This window comes from Streptomyces lydicus, assembly GCF_000717345.1.
In the GTDB taxonomy this organism is placed as follows: Bacteria; Actinomycetota; Actinomycetes; order Streptomycetales; family Streptomycetaceae; genus Streptomyces; species Streptomyces lydicus.
In genome coordinates, this window is the sequence record NZ_JNZA01000010.1 from 23,969 (window position 1) to 40,995 (window position 17,027).

Consider the following 17,027-nt stretch of genomic DNA (forward strand, 5'->3'; position numbering starts at 1 on the left):
GCGCCGGCCGCTCCGCGCGGGCCCGGCCCGGAGCACCCGGGCCCCGGGCGATACGTTTCCTGTCATCGGATCTCGGCCGACCGGAGACAGGAGTGTGCCATGACGGCTGCGGTAGCGGGCTTCGCGTTGTTCGCCCTGCTGGTGACGATGGCGCCCGGGCCGGACACCCTCCTCGTGCTGCGCAACTGCGTGCGTGGCGGCCGGCGTACGGGCGCGGCCACCGCCGTCGGTGCCGCCGTCGGCTCGCTGGCCTGGGCGGTGGCCGCGGCGTTCGGGCTGGCGGCGGCGCTCCAGCGCTGGGACGCGGCGTTCACGGCCGTACGACTGGTGGGCGCGGCGTATCTGGTGGTGCTCGGCGGGCAGGCGCTGTGGGCCCACCGGCGGTCCGCTCCCGCGGCGGCGAGCGGCCGGGTCGTGGGAGCCGACGACGCCGGGCACACCGCCCCGGTGCACGGGGAGGCCGGGCCGCTCGCGCCCGTACGGGCCTTCCGGCAGGGGCTGTTGAGCTGTCTGCTCAATCCCAAGGTCGGCATCTTCTTCGTGGCCGTGGTGCCGCAGTTCCTCCCCGAGGGGCACTCGGTGCTCGGCGCCACGCTGCTGCTGGGCGCCGTGGACGCACTGATCGCCGCCGGCTGGCTGCTGCTGGTCGTCGGCTGCGCGGGCCGGGTACTGCGCCGGCTCCGGCGGCCCCGGGTGCAGCGCAATCTGGAACGGGCGACGGGCGGGGTGCTGGTCGCGCTCGGGACGGTGACGGCGGCCGAGACGGTCTCGGCGTAGGCGTAGGTGTGGGCGGGGGCGGTCTTCGGGGCGGCCGGTCGGGCGGCCGGCCCGTGGGCGTTCGGCCCCTGGGCGGTCGGCCCGGGAAACCGGTCGGCCCATCCTGGTGGCCGGCGGCCCCGCGCGGGTCCGCTCCCTACGGCTTGTCCGTATGGCGCCTGGCGCGCAGGGCCAGCCGCAGGCCGAGGACCGTCTGGGGGTCGTCCAGGTCCGTGCCGAGGAGCTGGGCGATGCGGGCCAGCCGGTCGTAGAGCGTCTGGCGGTTGACGTTCAGATCGCGGGCGGTCTCGGCCTTGCGGCCCGCGCTGGCCAGATACGCCTCCAGTGTGGGCAGCAGCGGCTGCCGGGCGCCGCGGTCGTGGGCGAGCAGCGGCCCGATGGCGCGTTCCACGAAGTCGGTGAGCACCTCCTGCTCACCGTGTTCGCGCATCCGCCACAACAGCAGCTCGATGTCCAGCCGCCGCGCGTCGTACCAGGACTGCTCCGGCAGGCCCTGGGCCGCTGCCGCCGCCTCCGCCGCGTGCCGCAGACCGGGGCCGGCCGCCGCCCAGTCACCCGGCGCACCGACGACGACCACCGGGCGGTGCGCCGTCGGCCGGTCGAGCCCGGCCCGGACGACGCCGGCCCGCAGCGCCTCGGCGATCCGGTCGGCGAGCGCGGCCCGGTCCTGGCCGGCGCGCAGCGCGACCAGCAGCGGCACCCGGCCCTCCACGGGCCGTACGCCGAGGAGCACCGGCACCCCGGGGGCGGCGAGTTCCTCGCGCAGGGCCTGCGCGAGGAGGGCCCAGCTGCCGGGGGTGGGCAGGCCGGCGGGCAGCCGCATGACGACCGGGAGGACGGGTTCCGCGCCGGGGCGGAAGCCCAGCAGGCGGGCCTGGGCCGGTGCCTCGGCGGCGGAGATCCGCCCCTCCGCCAGGTCGGCGAGGAAGTCGCCGCGGCCGCGGGCGGCGAGCACCTCCTCCTGGCGCGACTGGAGCATCACGACGGCCAGCAGGTCGGCGGCGCGCTCGGCGGCGATCCGGTGCACCGGGGCGACGGGGGAGTTGACCGGCAGCAGGACGAGGCGGGCGCGGACCGCGTCCGGGCCGTGGCCGCCGCCGGGGACGTCGATGCGGACGCCGGTGTCGCGCAGGCCCTCCCAGGCGAGCAGCGGATCGGCGTCCGCGGGGCCCCCGTCGTCGTCGCTCTCCGGGCCCGCGGCGTACAGCGGGCTGCCGTCGGGGGCCTCCAGGCAGAGCGGGTTTCCGGTGAAGACCGCCAGCAGCCGCAGCACCTCGGGGGCGCCGCCGCCGCGCAGCAGCACGTCCGTACAGCGCCGCAGGATCTCGTCGGCCCGCCGCAGCAGCGCGTAGTGGCTGTTGATGATCTCGGTGTGGATCGCCTCGGTGACCGTGACGTACGGGACCTCGCGGTGCAGCTGGATCAGCGGCAGCCCGCAGTCCCGCGCGGCCTCGACCAGCGCGGAGGGCAGTGATTCGAAACGAGAGCCCAGCTCCACGACGAGAGCGGCGATCTCGCGGTCGGCGAGCTTACGGATGAAGGCACGCTGCTCCGACGGGCGGGTGCCCAGGCCGAGGCCGGTGGTCAGCAGCAGCTCGCCGCCCTTGAGCAGCGAAGCGATGTGCGGGACCTCACCCGCGTGCACCCAGCGCACCGTGCGGTCCAGCCGGTCCCCGCCGGCCAGCACCTCGGGCAGCCCACGCCGCAACGCCGGCAGCTCCAGCGCCCTGCGTACCGTGATCTCGGCTTCGATCTTTGCTTCCGGCCCCATGGCCAGGAACGGTACCCGTAGTCCGCTATCCGGAGCCGCACAGTCCGCCCCGCACCGGGAATGCCCACACGACGCGGGGCGCCCTCCGAGTCACGCCCCGCCCGCGCCGCTGACCGCCGAGCAACGACGACCTTCCCGCGCCGCAGCCCTCCCGACCCACGATCTTCGTCCGCGCGCCCCTCAGGTCGACTCCCGTACCACCAGCCGGGCCTCTGTGATCACCGGAGCCAGTTGCATCGGGTTCGGGTGGCGGGCGCCGGCCGTTCCCGCTGCCGCCGTGCCCCTGGCTCCGCCCGTGCCGGGGGCCGGTACCGGCACGGGTGTGCCGTCGGCTCGGCGTACCTCCAGCAGACGCAGCAGCAGCCGGGCCATCAGCCGCCCCATCTCCTCGACGTCCTGGCGTACCGTGGTCAGCGGGGGATCCGCCCAGGCGGCCGGCTCCAGATCGTCGTAGCCGACCACCGCCACCTCGTCGGGGACCCGGCGCCCGCGCGCCCGCAGTGTGCGCAGGGCGCCGCTGGCCATCAGGTCGGAACACGCGAAGACAGCGTCCAGGTCCGGTGCGGAGTCGAGGAGTCGGGCCATCGCCCGTTCACCGCCGGACGCCGTGAAGCCGCCGTCCGCGAGGAGTCGTGGGTCCGCCGCCGGGACGCCCAGCGCCTCGCGGTAGCCGTCGAGGCGGTCCAGCGCGGAGGTCTGGTCGAGCGGCCCGGTGATCACGGCGATCCGTCGGCGGCCGCGCCCGAGGAGATGGCGTACCGCCTGCCGGGCGCCGTCGCGGTTGTCCGTGTCCACGTACAGCGGCCGGGGCGCGCGGTCGGCGCCCGCCCAGCCGGGACGGCCACCGTAGACGGTGGGCAGTCCGGCGCGGTCGGCCATGGCCGGCAGCGGGTCGTCGCGGTGCAGCGAGAACATCAGCGCCCCGTCGACATGGCCGCCCGACAGATAGCGGCCTATCCGGTCGTAGTCGGCGCGGTGCTCGACGAACATCAGCAGGAGCTGGGTGTCGGCGGCGGCCAGTTCGCGGCTGATACCGCGCAGTTGGCGGCCGAAGAAGGGGTCGGTGAAGACCCGGGTCTCCGGCTCCGCGATGATCACGGCGACCGCTCCGGTGCGACGCGTCACCAGCGTGCGGGCCGCGCTGTTGGGTACGTAGCCCAGTTCGTGCACCGCCTGCCGCACCCGCTCCTGTACCGGCTCCCGTACGCCCCGGCCGCCGTTGACCACCCGGGACACCGTCGCACGGGAGACCCCGGCGAGGGCGGCGACCGCCTCCAGCGTCGGCCGGGGACCGCTCGGTTCAGACACCGCGAAACTCCTCCTCAGACACCGCGAACCCCTTCCTCAGACACCACGGAACTCCCCTTCACGCACCACGAATTCCCACCTCACGCGCCACGGAACTCCCTTCACCCGCGCCACGGAACTCCCCTCACCCGCGCCACGGAACTCCGCCTCGCGCGCCGCGAAACTCCCGCGCACACCGCGCGACGTTCCTCCACGGACGCCACCGGGCTCCCAACTGGTTCTCCGTCGCGATGACTTGACGGTGCGCCGTCGAGTCGGCAGGGTGCACGGAGCACGGTATGAGAGCGCTCTCAAGCCGGATACCCCCACGGAACTCCTCCTTACCCCCCACTGCGTTGAGGAGAGAATGTCATGAGCATGCGAATGCGGTCCGGCGATCGGGCCCGTTACCGCACGAGAGCGGTGCTCTTCGCCGCGAGCACCGCACTCATCACCACGTACGCCCTCACCTTCCCCGCGGCCTCCGCCCAGGAACCGGCCCCGGCCCCCACCGCGTCCACTGCCACCACCGCCCCCGCCACCCCCGCCGCCTTCCAGGAAGTCTGGCGTACGGACTTCGACGGCGCCGCCGGAGCACGGCCCTCCGGTGACGACTGGATCATCGACACCGGCACCGGCTACCCGGGAGGCCCGGCCAACTGGGGGACCGGTGAACGCGAGACGTACACCGACCGCCCCGAGAACCTCCAGCTCGACGGCGCCGGCCACCTGAAGATCACCGCGCTGAAGGACGGCGCCACCTGGACCTCGGGCCGCATCGAGACCCGGCGCACCGACTTCGCCGCCCCGGCCGGCGGCAAGCTCCGCATCGAGGCGAGCATCCGGATGCCCGACGTCTCCGGCGCCGACGCGCTCGGCTACTGGCCGGCCTTCTGGACGCTGGGCGCCGACTACCGCGGCAACTACGGGAACTGGCCGGGCATCGGCGAGTTCGACATCATGGAGAACGTCAACGGCCTCAACAAGGTCTGGGGCACCCTGCACTGCGGAGTCAACCCCGGCGGGCCGTGCAACGAGACCCAGGGCAAGGGCGCCTCCCGTGACTGCCCGGGCAGCGCCTGCCAGGCCGGCTTCCACACCTACGCGCTGGAGCTGGACCGCACCAACGGCGCCGCGGAGGCGCTGAACTGGTACGTCGACGGCCAGAAGTTCCACACCGTGACGGCGGCCGAGACGGACGCCGACACCTGGGCGAAGGCCACCCACCACGGCCACTTCCTGCTGCTCGACCTCGCGATGGGCGGCGGCTTCCCGGACGGCGTCGCGGGCGCCGCCACCCCCACCGACGCCACCCGCCCCGGCGGCGCGCTGCTCGTCGACCACGTCGCGGTCTCCGTGCAGCAGCCCGCGGCGGCCCGTAAGGGCCACGCCGCGGCCGACGCCGCCCGGCCCGCCGCCCCGCAAGGAGCCACCTCATGATCAGTCGTCGCAGTCTCCTCGGCGGGCTCGCCGCCGGTGCCGCCACCGCCTCCGGCATCGCCCTGGCCGGCCGCGCGACCGGTGTCACCGCCCCGGCGGGCGGAACCGCCGCCCGGTCCGCCCGCTCCGCCGCCGGCATGCCGCTGCACCTCGTCAACAACTCAGGCGCGTACGCCAATTCCGCGGTGTGGGTCTACATCGTCGGCAACGACGGCTCCCAGCAGGTACGCGTCACCCCGGACGGTGAACTGAAGCCCGTCGCGCTCGGCGACAACGGCCCGGACGGCTTCACCGACTACGCCATCCCGCTCGCCGCGAGCGGGACCACGACCCTCCAACTGCCCCGGATGTCGGGCCGGATCTACACCGCCCTCGGCAGCAAGCTCAGGTTCAAGGCGGTCAAGGACGGCAACGGCAAGCCCGCGCTGGCCTATCCGGCGGGCTGGGTCGCCGGCGACCCCAACTACGACGTCCTGCACGACTGCGCCGAGTTCACGTACAACGACGGCGGCATGTACTGCAACACCACCATGGTCGACATGTTCAGCGTGCCGCTCGCGATCAGGCTCACCGGGGCCAGGGACCAGACCACCGGCACGCTCAAGGACGGCGCCCGCGCGCGGATCTTCTCCGACGTCAAGGGCGCCGAGGGCTTCGACCGGCTGGTCATCGGCGACAAGCGGGTGATCGCCCCCGGCCACGGCCTGGACAGCGGACTGTTCGCCAAGGACTACTTCGCACCCGCCGTCGACGAGGCATGGTCCGCGTACGCCGGCAAGGACCTGTCCGTCACCACCGACGCGGGCACCTTCACCGGCCGGGTCAGCGGCGACCGGCTCACCTTCACCGGCCCCGGCACCGTCTCCTTCGCCAAGCCGTCCACCCGCGACGTGCTCTTCTGCGACGGCAACCTCGCCGCCCCCAACGACGGCACCACCGGCCCGGTGGCCGCCGTCCTGGGCGCGGCCCTCAACCGCTCCACGCTCACCTCGCAGGCCCGGCAGCCCGGCACCGACCCGGCCGCCTTCTACCAGCAGCGGCTCACCAACCACTACGCCAAGGCCATGCACGCCGCCACCAGGGACGGCAAGGCGTACGGCTTCGCGTTCGACGACGTCGCCGGCTTCGCCTCGTACATCGAGGACAGCGCCCCGAAGGAGATCATCCTTACCCTGACCCCCTTCTGACACACAGGTGCCGCCCCCGACACGCGGGGGCGGCAGGGGGGAAACGGCCGGCGCGTCAGCCCCCGTACGCCCCGCTGGCCGTCAGCCGCAGCGCCGTGTCGATCAACGGGACATGGCTGAACGCCTGCGGGAAGTTGCCCACCTGGCGCTTGAGCCGGGGGTCCCACTCCTCGGCCAGCAGCCCCAGGTCGTTGCGGAGCGACAGCAGCTTCTCGAAGAGCTTGCGGGCCTCGTCGACCCGGCCGATCATCGCCAGGTCGTCGGCGAGCCAGAACGAGCACGCCAGGAACGCGCCTTCGTCACCCTCCAGGCCGTCCACGCCCAGCCCGTCGCCGGACGTCGGATAGCGCAGGACGAAGCCGTCCTCGGTGCCCAGCTCCCGCTGGATCGCCTCGATGGTGCCGATGACGCGCTTGTCGTCCGGCGGCAGGAAGCCCATCTGCGGGATCAGCAGCAGCGAGGCGTCCAGCTCCTGCGAGCCGTACGACTGGGTGAAGGTGTTGCGCTCCTTGTCGTACCCCTTCTCGCAGACGTCGCGGTGGATCGTCTCGCGCAGGTCCTTCCAGCGCTCCAGCGGGCCGTCGACGTCCCCGGACTCGATCAGCTTGACCGTGCGGTCGACCGCGACCCAGGTCATCACCTTGGAGTGCACGAAGTGCCGGCGCGGACCGCGGACCTCCCAGATGCCCTCGTCCGGCTCGTCCCAGTGTTTCTCCACCCACTGGATCAGTTTGAGCTGGAGCAGCGAGGCGTAGTCGTTACGGGCCAGGCCCGTCATGTGCGCGAGGTGCAGCGCCTCGGTGACCTCGCCGTAGACGTCGAGCTGGAGCTGGCCCGCGGCGCCGTTGCCGACCCGTACCGGGCGTGAATTCTCGTATCCGGGAAGCCAGTTGAGCTCGTTCTCGCCCAGCTCCCGCTCACCGGCGATGCCGTACATGATCTGCAGGTTCTCCGGGTCGCCGGCCACCGCCCGCAGCAGCCACTCCCGCCAGGCCCGCGCCTCTTCGCGGTAGCCGGTGCGCAGCAGGGAGGAGAGGGTGATCGCGGCGTCCCGGAGCCAGGTGAAGCGGTAGTCCCAGTTGCGGATGCCGCCGATGCACTCCGGCAGCGAGGTCGTCGGCGCCGCCACGATCCCGCCGGTCGGCGCGTACGTCAGCGCCTTGAGCGTGATCAGCGAGCGCACCACCGCATCGCGGTAGGGGCCGTGGTACGTGCACTGCTCGACCCACTCGCGCCAGAACTCCTCGGTGGCCTCCAGCGCCCCTTCCGGGTCCGGCACGGCCGGCGGCTGGTGGTGCGAGGGCTGCCAGCTGATCGTGAAGGCGATCCGCTCGCCCGGCGAGACCGTGAAGTCGGAGAAGGTCGTCAGGTCCTTGCCGTACGTCTCCGCCTCGGTGTCCAGCCACACCGAGTCGGGGCCCGCGACCGCGACCGTCCGCTCGTCGATCTTGTGCACCCACGGCACGACCCAGCCGTACGCGAACCGCATCCGCAGCTCGGAGCGCATCGGGACGCGTCCGCTGACGCCCTCGACGATGCGGATCACCTGCGGCGCCCCGTCACGCGGCGGCATGAAGTCGATCACCCGGACGGTACCCCGCGGGGTGTCCCACTCGGATTCCAGCACCAGCGAATCGCCCCGGTAGCGCCGGCGGTCGGCCGGCTTGGCCTCGGCGCCGTTGACCGGCCCGATCCGCCAGAAACCGTGCTCCTCGGTGCCGAGCAGCCCCGCGAAGACCGCCGGCGAGTCGAACCGGGGCAGACACAGCCAGTCGACCGTCCCGTCTCTGCACACGAGAGCGGCGGTCTGCATATCGCCGATGAGTGCGTAGTCCTCGATGCGCCCGGCCACGTGCGTCTCCCGTCGAACTGGAGTCACGCCCCCCATGGGACGTTGTGTTTCTTGTCCGTCCTGCCCATGAAACGTCGCCGAGCAGCGGGACCGGAAATCGGGCTGGGGACACCACCCAGCGGTAGCTGGGGGAGAGTGGTGCCTTCCCGGACGGCTCGTAGCGAGTGTCCGAGCAGAATACGATGCACGCGGGTGATCCGCGCGACGCTCGCGACGAGTGAAGTGCTCCGAACGGGTGGCCTCCGTCACGTGACACTGTCAAGGCTAACCGTCACGCACGGTCATGCGGAACCGTCGTACGAGGTTCCGGTGCGTGGCCGGGCGCGACCATGCCGCGGCGCTGATAGCCTGGTACCCCGTGGACCGGTGGTCACGAGAACCCCCGAACCGCAGCGACGGCACCCCCTGAAAACCCGGGACGGCGCCGCTTCGCACCTCTCCACCTCGCGACCACGGGAGCTCCCTCTTGGCCATGCCGCCCAAATCCAGGACGACCAAGCACCTCTTCGTCACCGGGGGCGTCGCCTCCTCCCTCGGCAAGGGGCTCACCGCCTCCAGCCTGGGTGCCCTCCTCAAGGCGCGGGGCCTGCGGGTCACCATGCAGAAGCTCGACCCGTACCTGAACGTCGACCCCGGAACGATGAACCCGTTCCAGCACGGCGAGGTCTTCGTCACGAACGACGGCGCCGAGACCGACCTCGACATCGGCCACTACGAGCGGTTCCTCGACGTCGACCTCGACGGCTCGGCGAACGTCACCACCGGCCAGGTCTACAACACCGTGATCGCCAAGGAGCGCCGCGGCGAGTACCTCGGTGACACCGTGCAGGTCATCCCGCACATCACCAACGAGATCAAGCACCGCATCCGGCGGATGGCGACCGACGACGTCGACGTCGTCATCACCGAGGTCGGCGGCACGGTCGGTGACATCGAGTCGCTGCCGTTCCTGGAGACCGTCCGCCAGGTCCGCCACGAGGTCGGCCGGGACAACGTCTTCGTCGTGCACATCTCGCTGCTGCCCTACATCGGCCCGTCCGGTGAGCTGAAGACCAAGCCGACCCAGCACTCGGTCGCGGCACTGCGCAACATCGGCATCCAGCCCGACGCGATCGTGCTGCGCGCCGACCGCGAGGTGCCCACCGCGATCAAGCGCAAGATCTCGCTGATGTGCGACGTCGACGAGGCCGCGGTGGTTGCCGCCATCGACGCCCCGTCGATCTACGACATCCCCAAGGTGCTGCACGCCGAGGGCCTGGACGCCTACGTCGTCCGCAAGCTGGACCTGCCCTTCCGCGACGTGGACTGGACCCAGTGGGCCGACCTGCTGGACCGCGTCCACAACCCCGACCACGAGGTCAACGTCGCGCTGGTCGGCAAGTACATCGACCTGCCGGACGCCTACCTCTCGGTCACCGAGGCGCTGCGGGCCGGCGGCTTCGCCAACAAGGCCCGCGTCAAGATCAAGTGGGTCACCTCGGACGAGTGCAGGACCCCGGCCGGCGCCGCGGCGCAGCTCTCCGACTGCGACGCCATCTGCATCCCCGGCGGCTTCGGCGACCGCGGTGTGGACGGCAAGGTCGGTGCGATCACCTACGCCCGTGAGAACCGCGTCCCGCTGCTGGGCCTGTGCCTGGGCCTGCAGTGCGTGGTCATCGAGGCGGCCCGCAACCTGGCCGAGATCGAAGGCGCCAACTCCACCGAGTTCGACCCCGCGACCGCCCACCCGGTGATCTCCACGATGGCCGAGCAGCTGGACATCGTCGCGGGCGAGGGCGACATGGGCGGCACGATGCGGCTGGGCATGTACCCGGCCAAGCTCGCCGAGGGCTCCATCGTCCGCGAGGTCTACGGCGACGCCCCGTACGTCGAGGAGCGGCACCGCCACCGCTACGAGGTCAACAACGCCTACCGCGGTGAGCTGGAGAAGAAGGCCGGCCTGCTGTTCTCCGGCACCTCCCCGGACAACAAGCTCGTCGAGTACGTCGAGTACCCGCGCGAGGTGCACCCCTACCTCGTCGCCACCCAGGCGCACCCGGAGCTGCGCTCCCGCCCGACCCGCCCGCACCCGCTCTTCGCCGGACTGGTGAAGGCCGCGGTCGCGCGCAAGACGGGCACCGAGAAGTAGCCGACCGCCCGGCGGTTACGGTTGCCGGGGTACGGCCTCCTCGCGGAGGTCGTGCCCCGGTTTCCGCGTTGTACAGGCTCACAGCAGGAGGACGCACCATGGCGATCAAGGACACCCCGGAGGAGTGGACGGTCACCGCCTCCACGACGCCGTTCACCGGGAACAAGACCAGCGTGCGCACCGACACGGTCGTCATGCCGGACGGGCACACCGTCACCCGTGACTACCAGGTCCACCCCGGTTCCGTGGCCGTGCTCGCGCTCGACGACGAGGGCCGGGTGCTGGTGCTGCGCCAGTACCGCCACCCCGTACGCCAGCGGCTCTGGGAGATCCCCGCCGGGCTGCTGGACGTCCCCGGCGAGAACCCGCTGCACGCCGCGCAGCGCGAGCTGTACGAGGAGGCGCACGTCAAGGCGGAGGACTGGCGGGTGCTGACCGACGTCTACACCACGCCGGGCGGCTGCGACGAGGCCGTACGGATCTTCCTGGCCCGGGATCTCTCCGAGGCCGAGGGCGAGCGGTTCGAGGTCTCCGAGGAGGAGGCCGACATGGAGCTGGCGCGGGTGCCGCAGCAGGAGCTGGTGCGCGGCGCGCTCGCCGGCGAGCTGCACAACAACTGCCTGGTGGTAGGGGTGCTGGCGCTCACCGCGGCGCAGGCCGGCGAGGGCCTGGACGCGCTGCGGCCGGCCGACGCCCCCTGGCCGGCCCGTCCCTTCACTTCCTGATCCCCGGCGGAGGACCCCGCCGATTCCGGTCGGATGATCCGCCGATCCGATCGAGTGACCCGACCGCCGCGCTCCGCACGGAACGTGACGGCCCGTGAACTACGCTCGACAGCGACCCCGTGCGCACTCGCGGCGGGGTCGTACGCGCGGGTGGACGGGAGCGTGACCGGTGACGGAGCAGGCGGTGGGCGGGGGACACCTCCCGCCCGAGGCGGTGGCGGAGCCGGCCGCGGCGGCGCCGGAGCGGCAGGCCCCGCCGGCCCGCCGCACGGACGGGGGCGTCGCCCGCCCCGCCGTACCCGCGAGCGCCCCCGCACCGTCGGCCGGCGGGTTCGCCGGGCGCCGCCGCGAGCTGAAGGCGCTGCACGCCGACATCGCCCGGGCCGGGCTGGACACCCTCTCCGGCCGCAAGGGCCCCCGCAGCCGGGTGCTGCTGATCGCCGGCCGCCCCGGCTCCGGGCGTACCGCGCTGGCCGAGGAACTGCTGCGCGAGCTGGCCGGCGGCTACCCCGACGGGGTGCTGCGGGCCACCCTGACCGGGCCCGCCGGCGAGGTGGCCGGCACCGCCCGTACCGCGCGTGACCTGCTGACCGCGCTCGGCGAGCCGGTGGTGCCGGGCGCCCCCGAGGACCAGCTGACCGAGCGGCTGCGCGGTGCGCTCGCCGGGCGCCGGGCGCTGCTCTTCCTGGACGACGCCCCGGGCGCCGACGAGGTCGAACCGCTGCTCCCGGACGCCCCGGACTGCCTGGTCGTGGTGGTCTCCCAGGGCCCGCTGACCGGCATCCCGGACGTCCGGCCGTGCACCCTGGGCGGCCTCGACAGCGCGGCCTGCGTCGAGATCCTCGCCCGGTACGCCGGGCCGACCCGGATCACCGTCGACCCCCGCACCGCCGAGAGCGTCGCCGAGGAGTGCGGCGGCCAGCCCGCCGCGCTGGTCCTGGCCGGCGCCTGGCTCGCCGCCCGCCCCAAGTGTTCGGTGGCCGATCTGTGCCAGGCGCTGCGGGCCGTGCCGGTGCCGGCGGACGTCCCCGGCGGTGCCCGCCCGCTGTACCGCGCCTTCCACCTCGCCCACGCGGCGCTGCCGCCGTCCGCGGCCCGCATACTGCGGCTGACCGCCCTCGCGCCGGCCGGCCTCGTGGACGCCCACACCGCCTCCGCGCTGGCCGGCTGCTCGGTTGCCGCGGCCGGCACGGCGCTCGGTGACTTCGCCGCGCTCGGTCTGCTGCGGCCGGTCACCGAGGACGGGACGGCTCCCGGCGCCCCGTCGCCGGACGCGGCCCGGCAGCCGCAGTACCGGCTCCCCGGCTGCCTCGATCCGTTCGTGCGCGCACTGCTCCACGCGCACGAACGGCCGGCCGAGATCCAGCTGGCCCGTGCCCGGATGCTGGAGCGCACGGTGCGGCTGCTCCAGTCGTGCCGGGCGATGGGCGAGCCGGCCGACGCGCCGGCCCGGCAGAAGGTCGCCGGCCTGCCCCGCTCGCTGCGCTTCGGCTCCGAGGACGCCGCCGCGCACTGGCTGCGCAGCCGCCGCGGCGCACTGCTCGACGCCGCCAGGATCGCCGTCGCGGACGGTGAACTCGACACCCTGGACCGGCGGTTGATGGCCACGCTCACCCGGACGCTGCTGGTGCACCAGGGCGCCGAGGCCGCCGCGGCGGACCTGTACGCGCTGCACGGGCTGGTGCTCCAGGTCGCCGAGCGGCGCGGCCTGGCGCGCGAGAAGGCCGCCGCGCTGCTGAACCTCGCGGACCTGGACGGGCAGGCGGGCCGGACCGCCCAGGCCGCCACCCGCTACCGGGGCGCGCTGGAGGCGGCCCGCTCGGTGAAGGACCCGGTCGCCACCGGCCGGGCACTGGAATCGCTGGGAGGTACGTATGGCGAGCTGGGCGACTGGCAGCGGGCCGCCGACTGGTACGGGCGCGCGCTGGAGCTGCGGCTGGCCCGCGGCGAGGCGGCGGACGCGGCACGCCTGCACGGCCGGATCGGCGGCGCGCTCAGCTGCGCGGGCCGGTGGGACGAGGCGCTCCGGCAGTGGCGGGCCGCCGCCCGGACGTACCGCAGGCTCGGCGATCCGGCCGGCCAGGCCCGGGCGACGAGCGGGGTGGCCCGGGTCCAGGAGCAGGCGGGGCGGCCCGAGGAGGCGCTGCGGACCTGCCGGGAAGCCCTGGAGATGGCCCGCAAGGCGGGCGACGGACGACTGGAGGCAGCCCTCCAGCTGCGGATTGCGGACACCCTCGACCGGCTCGGCGATCCAGCAGCGGCACGGCTCCACCGGTCGGTCGGGGAGCAGCTCCTCGAAGATAACCCTCTGTGACCTACGAAATCGGTAGCGTCTCTCGCAGAAATTAATGCTTTGCAAGGCTAGACAAGAAACGCTCCTTCAATAGACTGGCTGGGCCGCGTACGGCGCGGTCAGTTCCGTCATGCATCGCATGAGGGGATAATTCCTCCTGCACCCTCTCTTTCAAGGACCGTGATCGACGTGAAGGTCGGCATCCCCCGCGAGGTCAAGAACAACGAGTTCCGCGTGGCCATCACGCCCGCCGGAGTGAACGAACTCGTCCGCCACGGCCACCAGGTGTTCATCGAGAAGGACGCCGGTCTCGGCTCCTCCATCACGAACGAGGAGTACGTCTCCGCCGGCGCCACCATCCTCGGCACCGCCGACGAGGTCTGGGGCACCGCTGACCTGCTGCTCAAGGTCAAGGAGCCGATCGCGGAGGAGTACCACCGTCTCCGCAAGGACCAGACGCTCTTCACCTACCTGCACCTGGCCGCTTCCCGTGAGTGCACGGACGCCCTGCTGGAGTCCGGCACCACCGCCATCGCCTACGAGACCGTCGAGACGGCCGGCCGCCAGCTGCCGCTGCTCGCCCCGATGTCCGAGGTCGCGGGCCGGCTCGCCCCGCAGGTCGGTGCGTACCACCTGATGCGCCAGGCCGGCGGCCGCGGCGTGCTGCCCGGTGGCGTCCCCGGCGTGCAGGCGGGCAAGGCCGTCGTCATCGGCGGTGGCGTCTCCGGCTGGAACGCCGTCCAGATCGCCGTGGGCCTCGGCTTCCACGTCACCCTGCTCGACAAGGACATCAACAAGCTCCGCGAGGCCGACAAGATCTTCGGCACCAAGGTGCAGACGATCGTCTCCAACGCCTACGAGCTGGAGAAGGCCGTCGTCGAGGCCGACCTCGTCGTCGGTGCCGTCCTGATCCCGGGTGCCAAGGCCCCCAAGCTGGTCACCAACGAGCTCGTCGCCAAGATGAAGCCCGGAAGTGTCCTTGTCGACATCGCGATCGACCAGGGCGGCTGCTTCGAGGACTCCCGTCCCACCACGCACGCCGAGCCGACCTTCACCGTCCACAACTCGGTCTTCTACTGCGTCGCCAACATGCCCGGCGCGGTGCCGAACACCTCCACCCACGCCCTCACCAACGCCACGCTGCCCTACATCGTGGAGCTGGCGAACCGCGGCTGGGTCGAGGCGCTGCGCCGTGACCCGGCGCTGGCGAAGGGTCTGAACACGCACGACGGCAAGGTGGTTTACCCCTCCGTCGCCGAGGCCCTCGGTCTCGAGTGCACCGAACTGCGCACCCTCCTCGGCTGAGACGTCAACGAAGCGCGTCAACGCTGCACATCCGGCCGGGCCTTGGCGACAGGGCCCGGCCGGTCGCATGTGCGACCGCCGGTACGGGCCGTTCCGGAACGGCGGCTCTCAACTCGCCGTGAACGTAACCCTTTAACCGATTCGCGCACCCCCGAAACATCGGTCCGATACCGCCTGCGCCCTTGACATCGGGGGGTCCGGTTACCGACACATCGTGCCGGGTCCGGTGGATTGTGTTGCTGCGGACGCCCGACACGCCATAGAGTCGCCAACCGTCGGCATGGTGCCACGCTGACCTATCGATAAAGTTTCCTGGTCACGTCCAAGGAGGTAAGACGACTTGTGAATGAGTCGACATTTTCTCCCGGAGGCGGTCACCCAGGAGCGGTTGCACGGGGCCAGGGTCCCTCGGGGCTCGAGGCTGTCGGCTCCGTCGCGGTCCGCACCTTCGCAGCCCATCACAGCATTTCCACGACAGCCCACCAGAGCATGGACGGCCATCACGTGAACGCCATGGCCGGCGACCGGGGCAGTGGAGAACCCGCCCGTCTCGCCGACTACGACGACCTGCCCGAGGGGCACTTCTACGATCCGGACGCGGAGTACGAGCCGGACCCCGAATACGCCGCGACGCTCGCGCCGGACGCCGCGCGCCAGCGCCGCGAACGCGTCGGCCCGACCGGACGCCCGCTCCCTTACTTCCCCATTCCCGGCCCGCTGTCGGACCACGGCCCGGCGAAAATCATCGCGATGTGCAACCAGAAGGGCGGGGTCGGCAAGACCACCTCGACCATCAACCTGGGCGCCGCACTCGCCGAATACGGACGACGGGTGCTGCTCGTCGACTTCGACCCGCAGGGCGCCCTGTCGGTCGGACTCGGCGTCAACCCGATGGAACTCGACCTGACGGTCTACAACCTGCTCATGGAGCGGGGCATGTCGGCCGACGAGGTGCTGCTCAAGACCGCGGTCCCCAACATGGACCTGCTGCCCAGCAATATCGATTTGTCAGCGGCAGAGGTGCAGTTGGTCAGCGAGGTCGCGCGCGAGTCGACCCTCCAGCGCGCCCTGAAGCCGCTGCTGGCCGACTACGACTACATCGTCATCGACTGCCAGCCCTCGCTGGGCCTGCTCACCGTCAACGCCCTGACGGCCGCTCACAAGGTCATCGTGCCGCTGGAGTGCGAGTTCTTCGCGCTGCGCGGTGTCGCGCTGCTCACCGAGACCATCGAGAAGGTCCAGGAGCGGCTCAACCCCGAGCTGGAGCTGGACGGCATCCTGGCCACGATGTACGACTCCCGTACCGTGCACAGCCGCGAGGTGCTGGCGCGCGTGGTCGAAGCCTTCGACGACCACGTCTACCACACCGTCATCGGCCGTACGGTCCGCTTCCCGGAGACCACGGTCGCGGGCGAGCCGATCACCACGTACGCCTCCAACTCCGTCGGTGCCGCCGCCTATCGCCAGCTCGCCAGGGAGGTGCTCGCCCGGTGTCACGCCGAGTGAGTCTGCCGGGAGCCGACGAGTTGTTCCGTACCACCGGGGGAGGGGGGCTGCAGCCTTCCAGCCCCCGTCGCACGGCGAACGGCGCGGCGGCCGCGGCGAACGGCGAGGCGCCCCGGGTGCCCGCGCCGGCGGGGGAGGCCGACCCGGGCGCGGAGGCCCCGGAGGCGGCCGCCGCGGCACGGCAGCGGAGACCCGGGAACGGCAGCTCGGACACCCCGGCGACGGCGACGGCCGGGGACGGTGGCCCGGCCACCCCGCCCCGGGTGCCGGCGGTCGCGGCCCCGGCAGAGCACAGCGGACGCGAGACGGACGGCGACGGGGCCAAGGGGCACCGCACGCAGGCAGCAGGGCAGCCGGGGCAGTCCGGCCAGGCCGGCCCGGACGCCGCCCAGGCGGGCGGCCAGGGCCGCCGCCGCGGCTCCGCCCGCGGCGCCAACCGCCGCCCCAGCGGCCGGGAACGGCACGACGAGAAGATCACCGTCTATGTCTCCGCCGAGGAGCTCATGGACCTCGAACACGCGCGCCTGGTCCTGCGCGGCGAACACGGCCTCGCCGTCGACCGTGGCCGCATCGTCCGCGAGGCGGTCGCCGTGGTCCTCGCCGACCTGGAGTCCCGCGGCGACGCCAGCATCCTGGTACGGCGGCTCCGAGGCCGCTGAGCCCCGCCGCGCGGCCTGGAGCCCGTCCTGGCCGGGTACGGGATAGCCTGCCCCTCCGGCGGGTGTTCCGCCCGTGACCAGCCCGTCGCCCCCGGCA

General features: G+C 72.7%; 12 protein-coding genes. 9 read left to right on the forward strand and 3 right to left on the reverse strand.

What is annotated here, in order from left to right; translation table 11 throughout:
* The first annotated feature begins 99 nt into the window (after nt 1-99).
* Nucleotides 100-777 carry a LysE family translocator gene (locus OO62_RS11065; protein WP_033267150.1) on the forward strand — a complete coding sequence of 226 codons (678 nt, stop codon included), beginning with the start codon at nt 100-102 and terminating at the stop codon, nt 775-777.
* A 136-nt stretch (nt 778-913) separates the two neighbouring features.
* Here the strand turns inward: OO62_RS11065 and OO62_RS11070 are convergent, their stop codons facing one another.
* Complete coding sequence (locus OO62_RS11070) at nt 914-2,548, reverse strand: PucR family transcriptional regulator (protein WP_033267151.1); 1,635 nt, start codon at nt 2,546-2,548, stop codon at nt 914-916.
* Between the two features lie 180 nt (nt 2,549-2,728).
* A complete protein-coding gene (locus OO62_RS11075; RefSeq protein WP_033267152.1) occupies nt 2,729-3,856 on the reverse strand; it encodes a LacI family DNA-binding transcriptional regulator in 1,128 nt (375 codons plus the stop codon).
* 351 nt (nt 3,857-4,207) lie between these two features.
* On the opposite strand from OO62_RS11075, the gene OO62_RS11080 reads away from it, so the two are divergent.
* Together OO62_RS11080 and OO62_RS11085 are read left to right on the forward strand one after the other, a co-directional pair.
* Nucleotides 4,208-5,275, forward strand: a complete 1,068-nt coding sequence (locus OO62_RS11080) for a glycoside hydrolase family 16 protein (RefSeq protein ID WP_051732993.1) — start codon at nt 4,208-4,210, stop codon at nt 5,273-5,275.
* Nucleotides 5,272-6,462: a beta-1,3-glucanase family protein gene (locus OO62_RS11085; RefSeq protein ID WP_033267153.1), complete on the forward strand. Its 1,191-nt coding sequence runs from the start codon at nt 5,272-5,274 to the stop codon at nt 6,460-6,462. Before OO62_RS11080 ends, OO62_RS11085 begins: the two co-directional genes overlap by 4 nt.
* A 55-nt stretch (nt 6,463-6,517) precedes the next feature.
* Here the strand turns inward: OO62_RS11085 and OO62_RS11090 are convergent, their stop codons facing one another.
* Complete coding sequence (locus OO62_RS11090) at nt 6,518-8,350, reverse strand: glycoside hydrolase family 15 protein (protein ID WP_051732995.1); 1,833 nt, start codon at nt 8,348-8,350, stop codon at nt 6,518-6,520.
* A gap of 436 nt (nt 8,351-8,786) precedes the next feature.
* Here OO62_RS11090 and pyrG point away from each other — a divergent pair, with 436 nt between their 5' ends.
* The 6 genes from pyrG (at nt 8,787) to OO62_RS11120 (ending at nt 16,930) form a co-directional block, all read left to right on the forward strand.
* On the forward strand, nt 8,787-10,442 hold the full coding sequence (pyrG, locus tag OO62_RS11095) for a CTP synthase (protein WP_033267155.1): 1,656 nt from the start codon (nt 8,787-8,789) through the stop codon (nt 10,440-10,442).
* Nucleotides 10,443-10,540: 98 nt separating this feature from the next.
* Nucleotides 10,541-11,167, forward strand: coding sequence for an NUDIX domain-containing protein (locus OO62_RS11100; protein WP_033267156.1), 627 nt, complete (start codon nt 10,541-10,543; stop codon nt 11,165-11,167).
* Nucleotides 11,168-11,336: 169 nt separating this feature from the next.
* Nucleotides 11,337-13,481 carry a tetratricopeptide repeat protein gene (locus OO62_RS11105; protein WP_033267157.1) on the forward strand — a complete coding sequence of 715 codons (2,145 nt, stop codon included), beginning with the start codon at nt 11,337-11,339 and terminating at the stop codon, nt 13,479-13,481.
* 168 nt (nt 13,482-13,649) lie between these two features.
* Nucleotides 13,650-14,765: an alanine dehydrogenase gene (ald, locus tag OO62_RS11110; RefSeq protein WP_033267274.1), complete on the forward strand. Its 1,116-nt coding sequence runs from the start codon at nt 13,650-13,652 to the stop codon at nt 14,763-14,765.
* A gap of 489 nt (nt 14,766-15,254) precedes the next feature.
* Nucleotides 15,255-16,271: a ParA family protein gene (locus OO62_RS11115; protein WP_018087947.1), complete on the forward strand. Its 1,017-nt coding sequence runs from the start codon at nt 15,255-15,257 to the stop codon at nt 16,269-16,271.
* Nucleotides 16,256-16,930, forward strand: coding sequence for a hypothetical protein (locus tag OO62_RS11120; RefSeq protein ID WP_228332414.1), 675 nt, complete (start codon nt 16,256-16,258; stop codon nt 16,928-16,930). Before OO62_RS11115 ends, OO62_RS11120 begins: the two co-directional genes overlap by 16 nt.
* Nucleotides 16,931-17,027 lie beyond the last annotated feature (97 nt).

Coding starts and splice junctions, on each gene's coding strand:
- OO62_RS11115 (WP_018087947.1), top strand. CDS start 15,255: ATGGACGGCCATCACGTGAACGCCATGGCCGGCGACCGGGGCAGTGGA.
- OO62_RS11080 (WP_051732993.1), top strand. CDS start 4,208: ATGAGCATGCGAATGCGGTCCGGCGATCGGGCCCGTTACCGCACGAGA.
- OO62_RS11065 (WP_033267150.1), top strand. CDS start 100: ATGACGGCTGCGGTAGCGGGCTTCGCGTTGTTCGCCCTGCTGGTGACG.
- OO62_RS11085 (WP_033267153.1), top strand. CDS start 5,272: ATGATCAGTCGTCGCAGTCTCCTCGGCGGGCTCGCCGCCGGTGCCGCC.
- OO62_RS11090 (WP_051732995.1), bottom strand. CDS start 8,350: ATGGGGGGCGTGACTCCAGTTCGACGGGAGACGCACGTGGCCGGGCGC.
- pyrG (WP_033267155.1), top strand. CDS start 8,787: ATGCCGCCCAAATCCAGGACGACCAAGCACCTCTTCGTCACCGGGGGC.
- OO62_RS11100 (WP_033267156.1), top strand. CDS start 10,541: ATGGCGATCAAGGACACCCCGGAGGAGTGGACGGTCACCGCCTCCACG.
- OO62_RS11070 (WP_033267151.1), bottom strand. CDS start 2,548: ATGGGGCCGGAAGCAAAGATCGAAGCCGAGATCACGGTACGCAGGGCG.